Consider the following 16,981-nt stretch of genomic DNA (forward strand, 5'->3'; position numbering starts at 1 on the left):
CCAGCAATGAAATGGTGACTGATACGGCGACACGATCAAATCGTCTTTTCCAAGACCCACAGCAGCAGGCCCTTCGCAAGATGCATCCGATTCTGCGCCTGTTGAAAGACGATACTTTGAGGTCCGTCGATCACACCGTCCGTCACTTCCAGGCCGCGTTTCGCGGGCAGACAGTGCATGAAACGGCAGTCTTTGGGAGCCATTTTCATGAGCGTCTCGTTCACCTGGTAGGGGCCGAATACAAGCTGACGCTCTTCGGCTTCAGCCTCCTGTCCCATGCTGGTCCAGACATCCGTGTAAACGATCGCGGCATCTTGCAGTGCCGTCTTGAAATCGTCCGTCTGGATCACTTGGGCCGTTGAGAATTTCTTCGCAAGGGCACCAAGAAATTTCTCTTCCAGCCGGTAGCCATCCGGCGCACATACCGTCAGATGCATCCCACACAGCGCGGCGGCAATCGCCAGGGAACTGGCAACGTTGTTGCCGTCGCCCACGAAGACGCACCGTTTGCCTCGCAAGTCACCAAACACTTCCTGCATCGTGAAGACATCCGTTAACGCCTGGCAGGGATGGCGTTCGTCGGACAGACCGTTAATTACGGCCACACCCGAGTGCTCGATAAAGGTATCAATCAACTTCTGCGAGAAAGTCCGCAGCGTGATGACATCGCTATAGCCGCCGATGACCCGTGCAACGTCTTCCACCGATTCACGGCCACCCAGCCCGGCATCTTTCGCATTTAGAAAAATGCTGTTTCCGCCAAGCTGCATCATCGCGGCATCAAAACTAAGCCGTGTCCGCAATGACGGTTTTTCAAAAACCTGAGACATCACATGGCCCGACAGCACCTGCGGCCGTTCGCCCCGCTGCATCCGCTGTTTTAACGAACGCGCCAACCCGAAAATGGTTTCTACATCCGTTGGAGTCAGATCGAGGAGCGAGTTCAGATGACGCATGACACCCAGGTTTCCAGCGAGTGGTGCAAAACAGTTGTCAGCCATCAGCGTTCTACCGTCACCTCAAGTGACGACAGAACACGAATGGCTGACAAGTTGATTTCTAATTTGGACAAACGAGACCGAAAGGGGGACTTCCGAGCCCGTGGGGGATTTCCTTTATACTAAGCTTCCGACGCCATCAATTCGAGCGTCTCGGCAATCACCTGACAGCCTTCGTCTACTTGAGCCGGGGTGATATTGAGCGCAGGAAGGAGCCGAACGACTGTATCGTGTGTCGCATTGATCAGTACACCCCGTTCCATACACTTCGCCACAGCCGGTGTGGCAGGGATGTTCAACTCGACTCCGATCATCATGCCGCGCGTCCGAACTTCCTTGATAATCGGCAATTTCGTCTTCAACGCTTCAAAATGCTGCCGAAAACGATCGGACATACTTCGACAGTTTTCCAGCAAACCGTCTTCTTCAATGGTCTTCATCGTCGCAATGCCCGCCGCCATTGCCAGCGGATTGCCGCCAAACGTGCTCGCATGCATGCCGGGCCGCAAACTGGGAGCAATATGGTCCTGACAGATGAATGCCCCGCAGGCAACCCCCGCCGCGACACCCTTGGCCAGTGTCATGATGTCGGGTTGGACCTGGGATTGCTGGTAACCGAACCATTCGCCCGTGCGGCCCATGCCTGTTTGAACTTCGTCGAAAATCAGCAGCATATCCCGCTGATCACACAATTCTCGCAGGCTGCGTAAGAAATGATCGGTGGCGATATTGACGCCACCTTCACCCTGGACGGGTTCCAGCAGGATGGCGCAGGTTTCGTCGTCGACCAGTGATTCGACGGCCTGAAAATCGTTGTAGGGGGCGTAACGAAACCCAGGCAGCAGCGGCCCCAGGCCTTCATGATACTTTGGCTGCGCCGTCGCCGTCACCGAGCCGAAAGTTCGTCCATGAAAACCATTCGTGAACGAAATCACGCGGTACTTCGACGTTCCCCCCGCCTTGGTCGCGCCGTCTTTTGTCGCATAGTGAAGGCGTGCCAGCTTGATCGCGCCTTCGTTTGCTTCGGTGCCGCTGTTTGCGAAGAACACCTTACCGAAGCTGTGCCGCACCAGTGCCTCGGCGAAGTCGCCCTGCGCTTCGGTAAACCAGGTATTCGGAATGTGAATCAGATGTTCTACCTGCTGCTGAATCGCCTTGACGACGCGCGGCGGACAATGCCCGAGGATATTGCAGCCCCAACCGGGAAACAGGTCGAGATAGCGTTTTCCTTCAGCATCCCAGACGTAATTCCCTTCGCCATGCACGAGCGAAACGGGATAGCGCTTGTAGTTCGGGATCACGTACTGCCCAAACTGATCGATCGTCTGCTGACTGGTGCGAGTTGCGGCCGGATGCATGAGAGTTTCCTGGGTTGAGCTTAAAGGACGATTTCCGTCCCGATACCCTCGTTCGAATAGATTTCAAGTAGGACCGAGTGAGGAATCCGAGCGTCGATTATGTGAACTTTCTTCACGCCCGCCTCGAGAGCTTCCAAGGCCGCTTCCACTTTGGGCACCATCCCGGCATCAATGATTCCCTCTTTGATCAACTCTCGACAGCGTGCCGCATTCAAATGCGATTGCAGCGTCGAAGGATCTTTACGGTCGAGGTAAATTCCGGGAACATCACTGAGGAAGACGAGCTTTTCGGCTTGGATCAATCGCGCGACGGCCGCCGCCGCCGTATCCGCGTTAACGTTAAGCTTGCCACCTTGTTCATCCAGTGCGACCGAGGGTAATACGGGAATCTGTTGTTCGCGACATGTCATCAGCAATAAATCGCGATCAATGTCGATCACTTCTCCGACACGCCCCAAATCGATTGGTTCACCATTTTCGCCCGGTAGAGTCAGCCGTTTGCCGAGCAGACAGTTGACGGTTTGATAGCTGAGGCCCCGCGCGTCGCCACCCTGGCGAATGATTTCATCGACCAGCCCCTGGCAGATTTCCCCCGCGAGAACTTGTGCGACAATCTCGAGGGTCTCGTCATCGGTATAGCGGCGTCCCTGAACGAAACGCGGCGCGATTCCGGCTTTGGACATCGCCGCATTAATCGCTTTTCCGCCCCCATGCACAAGGATTGGCCGCATTCCCACCGACGACATGAAAATCACATCCGTCAGAAAATGCTTAACGGCGGCCGTCTCTTCCATCGTGCTGCCACCCAGCTTGATGACAACATGACGGCCGCGGAACTGCCGAATCCAGCCCAGCGCTTCGAGCAGAACGTCGGCCTTGCGAACGGCTTCATCAAATTGGTGTGACATACGACTTCAGTTGATGCAAAAAAGACAGTGCGGGGAAAAACCGTGGATTTTATGGCGACGCGACGAAAGGTGTCAATTCGCCCATGTGGTTCAGACAGGCGAATAGGATGACGAAATGGCTCGCATCAGCCATTTTGCGTCAATCGCTACAACGCAATCATCCCCTGGAAACACGAGGACCTTGTGACTAGAAATCGGCACTTTTCGGGGTTCGCGGGAACGGAATGCAGTCACGAATGTTCGTCATCCCCGTGACGAGCTGAACCGTTCGTTCCAGACCCAGGCCGAAACCGCTGTGCGGAACGGTCCCATATTGCCGCAATTCCAGATACCACCAGTAATCCTCGGGAACCAGCCCGCACTCTTTCATGCGGTCGATCAGCACCGAATGCCGTTCTTCGCGCTGGCTGCCACCGATGATTTCCCCAATCCGCGGAACCAGAACATCCATCGCGCGGACCGTTTTTCCGTCTTCATTGCATCGCATGTAGAACGATTTGATCTCGCGCGGATAATCGGTCAGGATCACCGGCTGCTTGAAGTGCTGTTCCGTCAGGAATCGTTCATGCTCCGACTGCATATCCTTGCCCCATTCGATGGGGAATTCGAAGGTGTGTCCGGACTTCAACAGGATCTCAACGGCCTCGGTATACGTCAGACGAATGAAATCGTGATTGACGATATTTTCGAGCGACGCAATCAAGTTTGGCTCGATGCGTTCGTTGAAAAACGCGAGATCTTCAGGACAACGTTCGAGGACGTCTTTGACAATCGTCCGCACGAACGATTCGGCAAGATCCATATTGTCTTCGAGTTCGTAGAATGCCATCTCGGGTTCCACCATCCAGAACTCGGCCAGGTGGCGTGTCGTGTTCGAATTCTCTGCGCGGAACGTCGGACCGAAGGTGTAGACGTCGCCGACCGCGGTCGCAAAGATCTCCCCTTCCAACTGGCCACTGACCGTCAGACCTGCCTTCTTGCCGAAGAAATCGTGCGAATAGTCCAGCGGAGATTTGCTTTGCTGAAGCCGGGCAAGATCGAGCGTCGTGACCTGGAACACCTGCCCCGCACCTTCGCAGTCGCTGGTGGTGATGATCGGCGTCTGCACATAGAGGAAGTCGCGCGCCTGGAAAAACGCGTGAATTGCCGCACAGAGTGCATTGCGAACACGGGCGATGGCCCCGAATGTATTCGTCCGAGGACGAAGATGCGCCTTCTCGCGCAGGAATTCGAAGCTATGCCCCTTCTTCTGCAGCGGATAGGTCGCGGGATCGGCAGTCCCTAAAACCTTCAGACTGTGCGCATGGACTTCAATCCGCTGCCCTTTCCCAAGCGAAGCCTTGATTTCGCCCACAACGGCAACGCTAGCGCCGGTGTGAATCTGCTTGATCAATGAGGCATAGTCCGGCAAATTCGCATCGACGACAATCTGCACGTTCGCCATGCAACTGCCGTCGTTGACTTCCAGGAACGCAAAGTCTTGCTTCGATTCACGCTTGGTGCGAACCCATCCCCTGACATCGACGGTCGTTCCCGGCTCACCGGACTTCAGAATCTGAGCAATGCGTGCGCGTGTCATAGTTCCCAATCCGTCGCAGGATCATTTGTTAGCGGTTCACGTCATGAAATGTATCGCCAAGTCGGCTCGAATCTCAATGAATTCGTGTTGGCATTTCGCGGGGCGTTTCCGTCGATCGCAATTATGTGCGATGGCTCCCCAAAGAACGAAGACGGCCTTCGGACGAATCCGAAGGCCGCTGTTCGTTATAGTACGTCGTCTCAGGGAGTCTGAGACGGGTCTATCACATAGTACTCGTCAGGATCAGATCCGCATTCCCAACAGGGTCGACAGGTTGCCCTTGCGGTGCGATCCGGTCTTCTCTTGTGGGGGAACTGGAGCTGGTGACGATGGTTCGACAGCAGGAGAAACCGAAGGAGCACCAGCGGCTGGTGCACATCCACCGGCACCGCAAGCGGTCGTGCTGCAAGTCGTTCCGCAGCAGCCATCGACGATGTCATATCCACACAGGCGGAGAGCCTGTTCAGCTTGACGGCGAACACCGCGATCGCAATCGCCCAACGCACAGGTCAGGGCGGCCACGATTTCTGGGCAGCAGCAGCAGTTCTTGCGGATTTGATCACCGATCTTATCAGCGGCTGTGCGACGGACTCGTTCATCAGCATCGTTCAAACCATAGACGAAAGCCGTCATGATTTCTGGATTGCAGATGCAGTCATATCGGTTGCCAAGCTTACGGAGAGCAGCGCGTCGTTGACGAGCATAGCAGGCCGTTTGCGAGATATAGATCAGCTTCGCAATGTCGCAAGGATTTGCATTGCAGCAGCGTGTTTCGACTGGAGCGGCACAGCTAGGAGCACAAGCAGCAGCTGGAGCAGCACAAGTCGAGGCACAGGTCGAAGCACAGTTGTGCTTGGCGAACAAGCCTTTCAGGAATCCACCACCGCAAAGGCCACCGCCGCAAGCGGGAGCACAAGCAGGTGTGCAGGATGTTGCAGGACCGCAAGCCGCGGCAGGAGCGGCACAGCCTGGTGCACAAGCCGTTGCAGCAGGTGCTGCACAGGCGGGAGCACAAGCTGGTGCACATGCAGCAGCGGGAGCGGCACAAGCAGGAGCACAAGCGGCCGCAGGAGCCGCACAGGCTGGAGCACAGTTGGCTGCAGGAGCAGCACAAGCTGGTGCACACGCGGCAGCAGGCGCTGCACAAGCGGGAGCACAAGCTGCGGCAGGAGCCGCACAGGCTGGAGCACCAGCGTTGCCACAACCCGATGGGGCCCCACCGCTGTTACCGCAACCAGATGGAGCACAACCTCCATTGTGGCAGCAGCTATCGCAGCATGGCGGCTTGATGTCCGAGCAGCGTCTTTGATACGTGTGAACCGTTGGACAGCAAGGTCGAACGATTACGGGTTTACAGCAAGCTGGCTGCGTGGTCGCAGCACAGCCACAGCTCTTTGCGGCACCGCAGCTCGTCGTGCATTGTGCGGCGTCTGAAACACTGGCGATGCTCATGGCGGCGAGCACAGCACTACAGAACTTGATCCATCGCATGAAACAACGTCTCCTTCCCTTGGGAATTTCAAAACGAGTGAGTCATCAGTGACCCACTTTTGAGGCCGGATTGGTTCGCCGCGGAACCCCAGGCGGCACTGTCCCTACCCTCTCGGGACGCACTCCGCCCGCGACGCGCGTCGCGGTTCGTGTGCGGCTGAATTCAAAACCAATTCCTGCACTCTTCGTTACCGCTCGACTTTTCCTCTGAAACCTGATCCCTATGCAGCAGTCCGGGGTTGACTGCTGCCCCCCTCACAGCCCGCGCTGCGTTGATTTCATTCAGTCGCAATGAAGTCGCTCTCTGCGGGTCTGGTCAATGGATCGGCGCGAGGCTTCTGATTCCTTGAACCGCACAACACGTTATTTTGCAGGCACTTTACGTCGATTCGCGTGTCGAAAATGAGCCCTATGCCGATCAGTTAAACTGAGTACGACTCTACGGCCACCTCCACCAGCGAATTTGACCTATCGCCTGTCAAAATGGGGGCAACAGAGATGAACAGGAAAGATACAAGCGACTTTATCGCGAGAATGGGTCACTCCCCCTTTAACGAGGTCAGACTACCATCGAGCCACTCGGCACGTCCGAAATTGCGGGCCGTGACGACAATCGAGCGACGCTGCGAACACTCGCCCGCCTCATCAACGACAACGATTATTCCGCGAATACGGGTCGCAACACGCGATCACATTCTCGCTCATGCGGAGGCAGAATCCATGGCGGTGTCGATCGCCGCAATCGCCTCTCGCGATTTGTATGACGCACTAGGAAAAACGAGGCAGCACCATGAACAGCCTTTTCGCAAATGCGGCGTACACGCGCAATCGTCGACGGCATCATCGCGGCCGCGGCCCGTCATCGCTTCTCAGACGTGATGGTATGCTCGATACCATTCCACAAAGCGTCTGACCCCCTCCGTAATCGCCGTCGTTGGCTGAAAACCGACATCGCGAATCAAATCATCGATGTCGGCGTAGGTGGCAGGCACGTCTCCTGCCTGCATGGGCAGAAAGTTTTTGACGGCGGATTGCCCAAGCTCACGCTCCAACGATTCAATTAACGCCATCAATTCGACGGGCTGATTGTTTCCAATGTTGTAGATTTTGAAGGGACCGCGGCTGGTACCGGGATCGGGATGGTCGCTGCTCCAGTCTGGATTTGCTTCGGGAATCCGATCCGCGACCCGGATCACACCTTGAACGATGTCGTCGATGTACGTGAAATCGCGACGCATCAGGCCATTGTTAAAGACATCGATCGGCTCGCCTGCAAGAATCGCCTTCGTAAACAGCCACATTGCCATATCTGGACGGCCCCACGGCCCATAAACCGTGAAAAAACGCAGACCGGTCGTGGGAAGCTGGAACAGATGACTATATGTATGAGCCATCAGTTCGTTCGATTTTTTCGTGGCGGCGTAAAGACTGAGAGGATGATCGACGTTGTGATGAATCGAGAACGGCATCTCGGTATTGGAGCCGTAGACGGAACTGGAGGACGCGTAGACGAGATGGCCGACCTGATGGTGTCGACAGGCCTCGAGAATATTGACGACACCGACGAGATTGCTTTCGACGTACGCGTGTGGATTGGTCAGCGAGTACCTCACGCCGGCCTGGGCTGCCAGGTTGATCACGACATCAAACTGTTCGGCGTCGAACAACTTTGACAGACGGGAAAGATCCGCCAAGTCACCTTGCTCGAATCGAAAGCCAGCCCGCGGCATCAGCCGTTCGAGACGGTCGCGTTTCAATTGGACCGCGTAATACGGGTTCAAGTTGTCGAAACCGACGACCTGATCACCTCGGTCCAGCAACGCGGCACTGACATGCATTCCGATAAACCCGGCCGCTCCCGTCACAAGGTATTTCATGGACCAGTCTCCTGCACGCCTCTGTGTTCACGTCATTCCTGGCAATCAGCACTCGTTTCAACCGCGGTCAATTTTCACCGCGTACCGGAAGCCTGATCGTTGGTGCTGAACGGCACTGTCGCGTGGCAGACCGCGCAGTGCAACCTTCAGACAGAAGCTTCGGCAGCGGGGATACCCCCCCGATTGACCGAGACTCCTATGCTGCCGACTCGCTGGATTCGGCATCCCCCTCATCCGCGTCGATGCGGGCTGCGGCCACTTGATCACGCGGACGCAAGGCGTCGGCCATCGGCAAGGCATCCAGGCCCCTCAGACCGAAGAGCTCCAGAAATTGACGCGTGGTTTCGTACAGGAAAGGTCGTCCGAGCGAGTCATGCTCGCCCGCAATTCGAACGAGACCACGCTCCATCAGATATTTGAGCAGATCCGCACATTGAACTCGTCGAATCGCCTCAACGTCGGCTCGCGTTACCGGCTGACGGTAGGCGACAATCGCAAGCGTTTCGAGTGCCGGAGGCGTCAGCTTCAATTCTGCTTGACGCTGATGCAGCTTGCCCAGCCAGAACGCAAACGCGGGCTTCGTCAGCATGCGGTAACCGCTAGCCACCCGCTCAATTCGATAGGCGGAATCGTCAAGGTCGTATGCCGCATTCAGTTGTTCAATCAGCCGATTCGCTTCCTGGGTGTCGGCCAGTGTCGCCAGTTGCGAAAGCCGTTTTGCAGAAATGGCAACATCCGCAACGAAGAGAACGGCTTCGACACGCGCCATTTTTGGCGTCCGTACGCAGGCCGGGTGGGTACCGCTGATGACGATGATCGCGGCCGCGTCGTCACCCCCACGGGAAAAGAATGCCCAGCGATGGCCATCGTAGGGGATGACTTTCCATCCCGTCGACGCGCGACCCCAGCCGGAGCCTAAAGACGACATGGGCGACATCATCGGCGTTTCTGCCACTCGACGATTTGTTCCAGAACTTTCTCAACGGCCTTCAGAGGTTCGTCGGCATCGGCTTCGAAACGATGTGAGACACGAGGGGTGTCTGGTGGCGTGTACGAGCAGATGAACACAAAGTGCCCGAGCTGATGCCCCGGCTCTAGCCGAAAACTGCGAATTTCGAATTCATTCAACTTCTCGACCGCCGACTGCCAGGTCAACGGTTCGGAGGCAAGCTCGCGCCGCTTCGACGGACGCGACTCCTCGGATCGTGACGACTTTTTCTGGTACGGCGCCATCGCCTGTCCGCGATCAGCATCCCCGTCATCGAAAAAGTTGGCCGGTGCGACAGACTCATTTTCATCTGTCGCCGAGGCCAACTGGACGCCATTGCTCCGTTTCGTGGTCGGCATGGCTCGACGCGGATTCTGCGTGGGTGTATCGCCAATCGCGAATCGCTTCGGATTTCTCCCTTGCGACAAAACGGGTCGGATCTCGGCTGGTCGCGACCCAGCGGCATTGGACCGAGGAATATTCGAAGTCGTGAAGCCCGTATCTTCGTTGAGGTCATCGCCCCAACTTGATTTCGCGACGTCCTTCGAGGATTTGGTTCCGATTCGAGCCGCAGGGCCCGGACGATTCAACTTGTTGCGTCGGTCTTCAAAGATCTCGTCCGAGCCATCTGGTTCTGACCCGAAACCTTCAACGTCGCCGAATAACTCATCGCGAGACAAACTGGCCGAATTCCCCACACGCGCTTCTCGGTCGTGATCTCGCCCTTCATCCAAGGGAGATGCCACAACGGGCGCGAATTGCGGAATTCCGAATATCGCCAACGCAGGAACGGTCAGCACCGGAATCATCAGCAGAATTGTGGCCAGTCCATTGGATCTCATCGCCCACCTCCTTGTGGGATTATCCTCTCGCAGCGGACTCACATGATCCGGCGCATTCGGAATTGGATCGTAGAAGATGACATCAAACCTGGCAATCGGAAATTGTCATTTCTCCAACCAAGCCGAATTTCCGCCGCATCTGGCACACTTTCTGATCGGCATTGGTCCACGCTTGCTCCCCAGACGAATTCTCGTCGCAAGTGGCCGAAACTGCCGATGACCGACGCCAACACTGGGTAATCACCTGAAATCCGTGAACTCCAATCAACTGACAGTCCATTCCAGGCACGCGTCACAGCACTAACACAAATGGTCGCCTTAAGCGTCAGGGTCTCTGCGAGAATTTCGACGGATTCAAGAGAACTTGGCGCCTGGCTCGCACACCAAGGCAATATTAGGCTGCTCAAGCTCACCATGCTCCGGACCTTTTTGTCGGATTTCATCCAATGGGGCCAATTTTTGACCTGTTCAAGGTGATTGCGGAGCCAAAAATATACAGACGCGCACCGAAGGGCCAAAAAGCGACAGAAAAATGAAAGCGGCACGAACACAACTGGACTCTTTTGCAGCATAAATTCTAGGCGGACTGCTTCGTGACAATCCAGAGTGCAAGATTTCAAATCCCGGAAGATCCGAGCTCGCGATCGGTCTGCCGCCCCTATAAACAGCAGTGCAACACCAGCAATTGCGCATTAACACCCCATCAGTTTTAAGGTTACAGACAAATTGTCAGCGACACATGATTGACCTTCTGGGAATTATCCCAAAAACTTCATGCAGTTTGGTTCGAGACTTGCGGGTGGATGTTTTCTGAGCGTATGATTGTAGCTAATCGCAGAAGTGAATAGCGAAAAGTTCTCAAGTGCTTTACAGGTAGGTTTGGCCGATGACAATGCAGACACGCGATTCCGACACGGCGATCATCAAAACAACGGCGCACCTGGTCGTTCGAAGTGGGTTGCTCGAAGGAACCATTGTTCCATTACACTCAGGCCAGGTGACGACGATCGGTCGCGCGACGACCAATCGGCTCGTGATCCCCGACGAAATTTGCAGCCGCAACCATTGTGAAGTGTTCTTCGACGGTGGTGTGTGGAAACTTCGCGATTTGGGGAGCCGAAACGGTACGCGCGTCAACGGCGAACCAATCACTGGCGACCTGCAACTGACTGAAAGCCGTCAGTTTCAGATTGGGAACACCGTCGTCAGCTTTACGCGCGATCCTCGCAGCCGTTCGGGCAGTGAAGACGAGGCGACCAACGACACCGTGCGGGCCTTGGCCAGCGATACGGTGCGGAATGAGAACCGAGGCAGCAGCGCTGAACCTCGCCCGGAAATTGTGCATTTGACGGATAAGACCCGCTATATGTCCGCCGATTCAGATGCGTTGTCAGCTCGCGACCGTGCCGGACAAGAGGCACAACGGCTGGTGAAGCTTGGCCTTAAGATGGGTGCAGAAACCGATATTCGCCGCCTGTCAGAGATCGTCCTCGACGGATTGTTCGGGGTGACATCCGCCGACCTGGGTGCCGTGCTTCTGTTCAAAGAAGCGGACATCGCACTTCAAGATCACCGCAAACTCGATGTTGTCGCCTACAAGTCGCTGGATTCGCGTCCGTTTGAGCGGGTGTCTGACTACGTCTCAAGTGTCGTGCTGGAATCGCGAGCAGCGGTCGTCGCTCACGATGTCAGCTCGGACGACAAGTTTAAATCGAGCGATAGTTTACGGGCGATGCGTGCCGAGAGCATTATTTGTGCACCCATCCGTACGGCGGATCGCCTGCTGGGCTTGATCCAACTCTATTCCACAAATCCCGACAATCGGCTCGAACCCGACGATGCAGAATTTGCACTCGCAGTCGCCGATCAACTCGCCGGTGCACTCGAGAACCTGAAAGAACGCAGCCGATTGGCCGCAGGTTTGGCACGCGTCGAAACGGAAAACAAAACGCTTCGCGAACAGCTCCTGATCGAAACGGAGCTGGTTGGCGACAGCGAATCAATTCGCCGCTTGCGCGAAAAGATCCTGCGAATCGCTCCAACTGGTGCCACTGTACTGATCCGTGGCGAGAGCGGTGTTGGTAAAGAACTGGTCGCGCGGGCCATTCATCAGCACAGTAATCGCGCAGATGGCCCATTTGTAACCATGAACTGTGCCGCACTGAGCGAGAGCCTGCTCGAAAGCGAGTTGTTCGGGCACGAGAAAGGTTCGTTCACCGGAGCAGTTGGCCGCAAGATCGGTAAATTCGAACAAGCGCACTCAGGAACGATCTTCCTGGACGAAGTCGGCGAGATGAGCCCTGCAATTCAGGCCAAGTTCCTGCGAGTCCTGGAAGGCCATCCGTATGAACGAGTCGGTGGTGGTACGGAAGTCCGCGTCGACGTCCGCGTCGTCGCTGCGACAAACCGAGACCTCGAAGACTCCGTTGATCAGGGTCGCTTCCGCAAGGACTTGTACTTCCGCCTGCAGGTCATGGAGTTGTTGGTCGAGCCGCTGCGTGAGCGACGCACCGATATCGCCATCCTGGCCAAGCATTTCATGCAACGTTTTTCGAAAAAATGTGGACGTTCGGTCACCGCGATTCTTCCTGCGGCCTTGTCGACCCTGACCAACTACGGCTGGCCCGGTAACGTCCGTGAACTGCAAAATACCATCGAACGTGCCGTCATCCTGTGCTCAGGTGACACGATTGGCCCGAACGATGTCCAGTTGTCGGCGCTGGGTCGTAGCGAATCGCCATCGCTCACCTCCAGCTCCTCTGCCGGGTATCGTCCGGTGTCAATCGACATCATCGAACAGGAACACATTCTGGCAACGCTGGAATGGACGAAGTGGAATAAGTCGCAGGCCGCGCATATCCTCGAAATCGAACGATCGACGCTGGACCGCAAGCTGAAAAAGTACGAAGTCGAACGCCCCAGCCGCCGCTGAGAGACCTTGACCCAATTCGCTAACGCTGATGCCCGCTTGTCAGCCATGGTCTTTCGAGCCCATGGCTGATGGCGTTCTTTGCGTCAAGCAAACCTGGAACGTGCGAATTGAGACCTCGGGCGCCATCACATCGTTACGTCGCCACGTACGCTTCTGTTAGACTTCGCCGTAAATCAGGATCCTGACGCCACCTCAGTGCCATCAACGAGTAACGAACGGAATGAGACGCCCAGACGGATCGTCGAAGGCAAACACTTCGAACGAAAGCCCGCGCCAGGATCAGGTGTCGCGGCTTCCGGCGTCGATTCCCACGGTCCACGTCGGGCTGGCCTGTGTCTGGCTCGTTGGATTCTTTGTCTGGTTCCAATCGTTTGACCTTCCGAACAATCACGTCGACCGCTGGATGCTTTGGGAAGGCATGCCATATCGGATGCTGGATCTGTTTGATCCCCCATCCACGCCCAACGCTCCCTGGAGTTGGCTGTATCTCGGACAACGCATCCCATTCTTTTTGATTGCCTTGATCACCTGGATTGGCGCGGGGGCTCTGGGATCACTGCTGCTTCGAGCCCTGTCGATCCGTGCGAAGGGATCGGAGCGGTTGTGTTTTTCCATCGGTCTGGGACTCTCGTTTTTTTCGCTGTCGATGATGTTGCTGGGTCTCATCGGATGGATGTCACGCTGGCCACTGCTATTGATTCTCACCTCCGCGGTGCTTGCCGAGATTGTCTGTCGACGCCGCGAGTTCCGGGTCTCGAGCACGCCCTCGCTCCCGCAATCTTCGCCCCCTACGGCGGCGCGCAATCGGAAGTTCGGCGGAATCATCCTCGCGATCTTGATGTTGTTCGTGCTCGGCCAGCAATTGGGGGCAATGACACCACAATCCGACTTCGATGTGCTGGAATACCATCTCGGTGGCCCCAAGGAATGGTTTCAACTTGGTCGGATCCAGCGACTGCCACACAATGTCTACACCAGTTTTCCGTTCCTGACCGAGATGTTGATCCTCTCGAGCATGGTGCTTTACGGGGATTGGGACTGGGGTGCACTGGCTGGACAGTCCGTCATCGCCGGATTTATCCCGCTGACGGCGATCGGACTGTACGCAGCCGGACGTCGCTGGTTTTCAAAGGCCACGGGTCAACTGGCCGCGGTGATTTATTTAACCTCGCCTTGGATGTATCGAGTTTCCCTGATTGCGTATGCCGAAGGTGGACTCTCGTACTATCTGTTTGCCGCCATGTTCGCCGCACTGAGATATGGGTTTCCCGACAATGAAGCGGAACGCCCCAAACACGCGATGGACCTGAACTGGGTCTTACTTAGCGGGATGCTGGCTGGGAGCGCGATGGCATGCAAATACACCGGCCTGGTCCTTGTTGTGATCCCACTCTGCATTCTGTTGGCTTGGATGACGGCACGCAGATTAACTCAAGTAAGCGTCCCTCAAATCGCCGTCGCAGTCGTGGTTTATGGAACCGGCGTCGCATGCACGATCGGCCCTTGGCTGTTAAAAAACACGGCCGAAACGGGTAATCCCGTCTTCCCCTTGGCCACTCGGATTTTCGGCGGTGCCGATCGCGACGAGGCATTGAATCTGAAATGGGCTCGCGGGCACGACTCACCATATCCAAACTGGGGCGTTGCGCTGCGCGACCTTCCCGTCAAACTGACGGATGTCGTTTCCAAGAATGACTGGCACTCGCCGCTCTTGTTCTGCCTGGCACCATTGTCCCTGCTTTACGGACGTCGTCGTCGCCCCATCAGCGACAATGAGTCGCCGCAACTTCACTCTCAACCAAACCGAACAATCATTGGGATCGTCTGGTTCTATGCAGGGTGGCAATTCGCCAATTGGTGGCTGTTCACGCACCATATCGATCGCTTCTATGTGCCCATATTTTCGGGCGTGTCCTTACTCGCAGGCGTCGGAGCCTGCTGGTACGAACAACCTCAGCGGCTTGACCAAAAATCGCCCCGCGTCTGGACCTGGATTGTGTGGCCGGTCTTGATCGCAGGCGCGCTTTACAACATCGACATCATGCAACTTGTCGGTGGCTTCAACGCCGGCCGGACTGATTTGACATCCGCCCGCGACACTGCAATCGCCTACACCGTCCCCCGCCAGAAGTGGATCAATGAGGGGTATGCATCGGGACGGCTTCCGGCCGATTTCAAAGTGCTTTGTGTTGGCGAAGCGGCGTTATTTCATGCTCACTATCCGTATCTCTACAATACGGTCTTCGATCACTCCTTGTTTCAACAGATCTGTGCAGATCCACATTCGCCCCATGAACAACTGCGACCGGCCGCGGAAATTCTCGCGGAGTTACAGCGGGTAGGCATCACGCATGTCGAAGTCAGTTGGACAGAAATTCTCCGATACCGTGAGCCCGGCAGCTATGGCTACACCGAGTTTGTTCACCCAGATCGCTTTGCCGAATTGCAGCGGATGGGTGTCCTGGGGCAACCCGTTGCCGTTCCATTGGAACTGACGACGGCCCCCCTTGAGAAAGCGTCCTCAGACCGACAGAAACTGATCGCAGATTGGGCTCCCGGCCTGATTACGATCGTCGCAGGGGAAACCCGATATCGGACGGCACAGTTGTTTCCAGTCCTTCGTGGCCCGAATTCGGATACGCCCGCGCAACTCCGCGATTGAACTCGTTCGCGCATGCCTCCGTTCGCCAGTTGGGAACTCGCAAGGCACGCCTGCCGATTCTTACAACATGACGCTGGCCGCTTCTTCGGCAATGATTTGCAGCGCCTCACGAACGACCTCTGCCGGCTGCGAAAAATTGAGTCGCAGGCATTCATGCCGATGTGACCAGTCATCGGGCATCCCAAAAAAGAAGTACTCGCCCGGAACGACCAACACTTTTCGAGCTTTCAGGCGCTCATAAAGTTCTTTGGTCGAAATCTTCAAACCACGCAACCACAGCCAATGAAAGAAGGCGCCCTCGCTGGCATGAACGGCCCAATCTACGCCCGCTGCCGTGAAGTACTCGCGAATCCAGGCCTGCGCTTGATGCGACTTTTCCGCATAGAAGGGTCGCAAATGACGCGGACCGAGTTCGAGAATCTCTCCCGACTCGACAAGTGGTAGCACGAGCTGCTGGCCGATTGTGCCATTTGCCAGCCCTGCAATGGCCGTCATGGCGGTCACCGCAGATGCCACGTCCGGTGGTCCGATCACCACCGCCGTCCTTGTCCCCGGCAGCCCCAGCTTGGACAGGCTAAGAGTCATGATGACATCTGGCGTCCAAAAGGGCTTTGCTTCGGTGAAGATGACATTGGGGAAAGGAGCCCCGTATGCGTTGTCGAGAATCAGTGGGATCTTCTGACGGGCGGCCAGGTCCGAAAGCTTTTGAACTTCGTCATCCGTCAGGACGTTACCCGTCGGATTTGTCGGCCGAGAAACGGCGATCGCTCGAATGTCTTCCGACTCCAGCGTCTTCGCAACCTCATCAAAATTGATTCGATATTTGAAGACACGCGATTCCGGTCCATTGGGCCAGGTAATCTCAGGTCGGCACGCAACAAACATTCCTTCGTCGATCCCCTGATCGGCGTACCCGATGTATTCCGGCGCAAGCGGCAGCAGAATCTTGCCGAACGTTCCTTGCTTGAAGCGACCAGCCAGGAGATTGAATAGGAAAAAGAAGGCGCTCTGCCCGCCATTCGTGACCGCGATGTTTTCCGGGTGAACGTCCCATCGGAACGTCCGTCGCAGCAGGTCAGCCAGAGACCGAACAAAACGGGGATTCCCCTGCGGCGGATCATAATTGCCAAGCATTCGATCGAACGACTGGCCGTCCGCAATCAAAGTCGCCATCCGCTCGCGCCATAACAACTGAACGGAAGGAACGGCGGCCGGATTTCCGCCACCCAGCATTCGCATATCCGGTTGTTCGGTCATCGCCCGCCCGAGATCATCCATCAGTTCGAGGATACCACTACGAGCCGTCAGCTTCTGGCCAACCGCGGAAAAATCGAGTTTCATGAAGC

At 56.2% G+C, this 16,981-nt stretch carries 12 protein-coding genes; 3 read left to right on the top strand and 9 right to left on the bottom strand.

Features of this window, described 5'->3' with window-relative positions:
* Positions 1-35: 35 nt before the first annotated feature.
* The 5 genes from argF to OSO_RS52020 form a co-directional block, all read right to left on the bottom strand.
* Positions 36-1,001, bottom strand: a complete 966-nt coding sequence (gene argF / locus OSO_RS0116630) for an ornithine carbamoyltransferase (RefSeq protein ID WP_010584361.1) — start codon at positions 999-1,001, stop codon at positions 36-38.
* A gap of 119 nt (positions 1,002-1,120) precedes the next feature.
* Positions 1,121-2,356, bottom strand: coding sequence for an aspartate aminotransferase family protein (locus tag OSO_RS0116635; protein ID WP_010584362.1), 1,236 nt, complete (start codon positions 2,354-2,356; stop codon positions 1,121-1,123).
* 20 nt (positions 2,357-2,376) lie between these two features.
* Complete coding sequence (gene argB / locus OSO_RS0116640) at positions 2,377-3,264, bottom strand: acetylglutamate kinase (RefSeq protein WP_010584363.1); 888 nt, start codon at positions 3,262-3,264, stop codon at positions 2,377-2,379.
* A gap of 187 nt (positions 3,265-3,451) precedes the next feature.
* Positions 3,452-4,843: an asparagine--tRNA ligase gene (asnS, locus tag OSO_RS0116645; RefSeq protein ID WP_010584364.1), complete on the bottom strand. Its 1,392-nt coding sequence runs from the start codon at positions 4,841-4,843 to the stop codon at positions 3,452-3,454.
* A 243-nt stretch (positions 4,844-5,086) separates the two neighbouring features.
* Positions 5,087-5,476, bottom strand: coding sequence for a HEAT repeat domain-containing protein (locus OSO_RS52020; RefSeq protein WP_010584365.1), 390 nt, complete (start codon positions 5,474-5,476; stop codon positions 5,087-5,089).
* Positions 5,477-5,582: 106 nt separating this feature from the next.
* On the opposite strand from OSO_RS52020, the gene OSO_RS52025 reads away from it, so the two are divergent.
* On the top strand, positions 5,583-6,152 hold the full coding sequence (locus tag OSO_RS52025) for a hypothetical protein (RefSeq protein ID WP_162130499.1): 570 nt from the start codon (positions 5,583-5,585) through the stop codon (positions 6,150-6,152).
* Positions 6,153-7,203: 1,051 nt separating this feature from the next.
* On the opposite strand, the gene OSO_RS0116675 is transcribed toward OSO_RS52025, so the two are convergent.
* The 3 genes from OSO_RS0116675 to OSO_RS0116685 all read right to left on the bottom strand — a co-directional run bounded on the left by OSO_RS0116675 (position 7,204) and on the right by OSO_RS0116685 (position 10,041).
* Positions 7,204-8,211 carry an NAD-dependent epimerase gene (locus tag OSO_RS0116675; RefSeq protein WP_010584368.1) on the bottom strand — a complete coding sequence of 336 codons (1,008 nt, stop codon included), beginning with the start codon at positions 8,209-8,211 and terminating at the stop codon, positions 7,204-7,206.
* Between the two features lie 196 nt (positions 8,212-8,407).
* Positions 8,408-9,139: an SMC-Scp complex subunit ScpB gene (scpB, locus tag OSO_RS0116680; RefSeq protein WP_157605221.1), complete on the bottom strand. Its 732-nt coding sequence runs from the start codon at positions 9,137-9,139 to the stop codon at positions 8,408-8,410.
* A gap of 8 nt (positions 9,140-9,147) precedes the next feature.
* Entirely contained in the window at positions 9,148-10,041 is an 894-nt protein-coding gene (locus tag OSO_RS0116685; RefSeq protein ID WP_010584370.1) for a hypothetical protein, read from the bottom strand.
* Between the two features lie 886 nt (positions 10,042-10,927).
* Between OSO_RS0116685 and OSO_RS0116695 the strand changes: the two genes are divergently transcribed.
* Positions 10,928-12,973, top strand: coding sequence for a sigma-54-dependent Fis family transcriptional regulator (locus OSO_RS0116695; protein ID WP_010584372.1), 2,046 nt, complete (start codon positions 10,928-10,930; stop codon positions 12,971-12,973).
* 220 nt (positions 12,974-13,193) lie between these two features.
* Entirely contained in the window at positions 13,194-15,635 is a 2,442-nt protein-coding gene (locus tag OSO_RS0116700; protein WP_010584373.1) for an ArnT family glycosyltransferase, read from the top strand.
* A gap of 60 nt (positions 15,636-15,695) precedes the next feature.
* Here OSO_RS0116700 and OSO_RS0116705 read toward each other — a convergent pair whose 3' ends face one another.
* Positions 15,696-16,976 carry a valine--pyruvate transaminase gene (locus OSO_RS0116705; RefSeq protein WP_010584374.1) on the bottom strand — a complete coding sequence of 427 codons (1,281 nt, stop codon included), beginning with the start codon at positions 16,974-16,976 and terminating at the stop codon, positions 15,696-15,698.
* Positions 16,977-16,981 lie beyond the last annotated feature (5 nt).

The organism is Schlesneria paludicola DSM 18645 (assembly GCF_000255655.1).
In the GTDB taxonomy this organism is placed as follows: Bacteria; Planctomycetota; Planctomycetia; order Planctomycetales; family Planctomycetaceae; genus Schlesneria; species Schlesneria paludicola.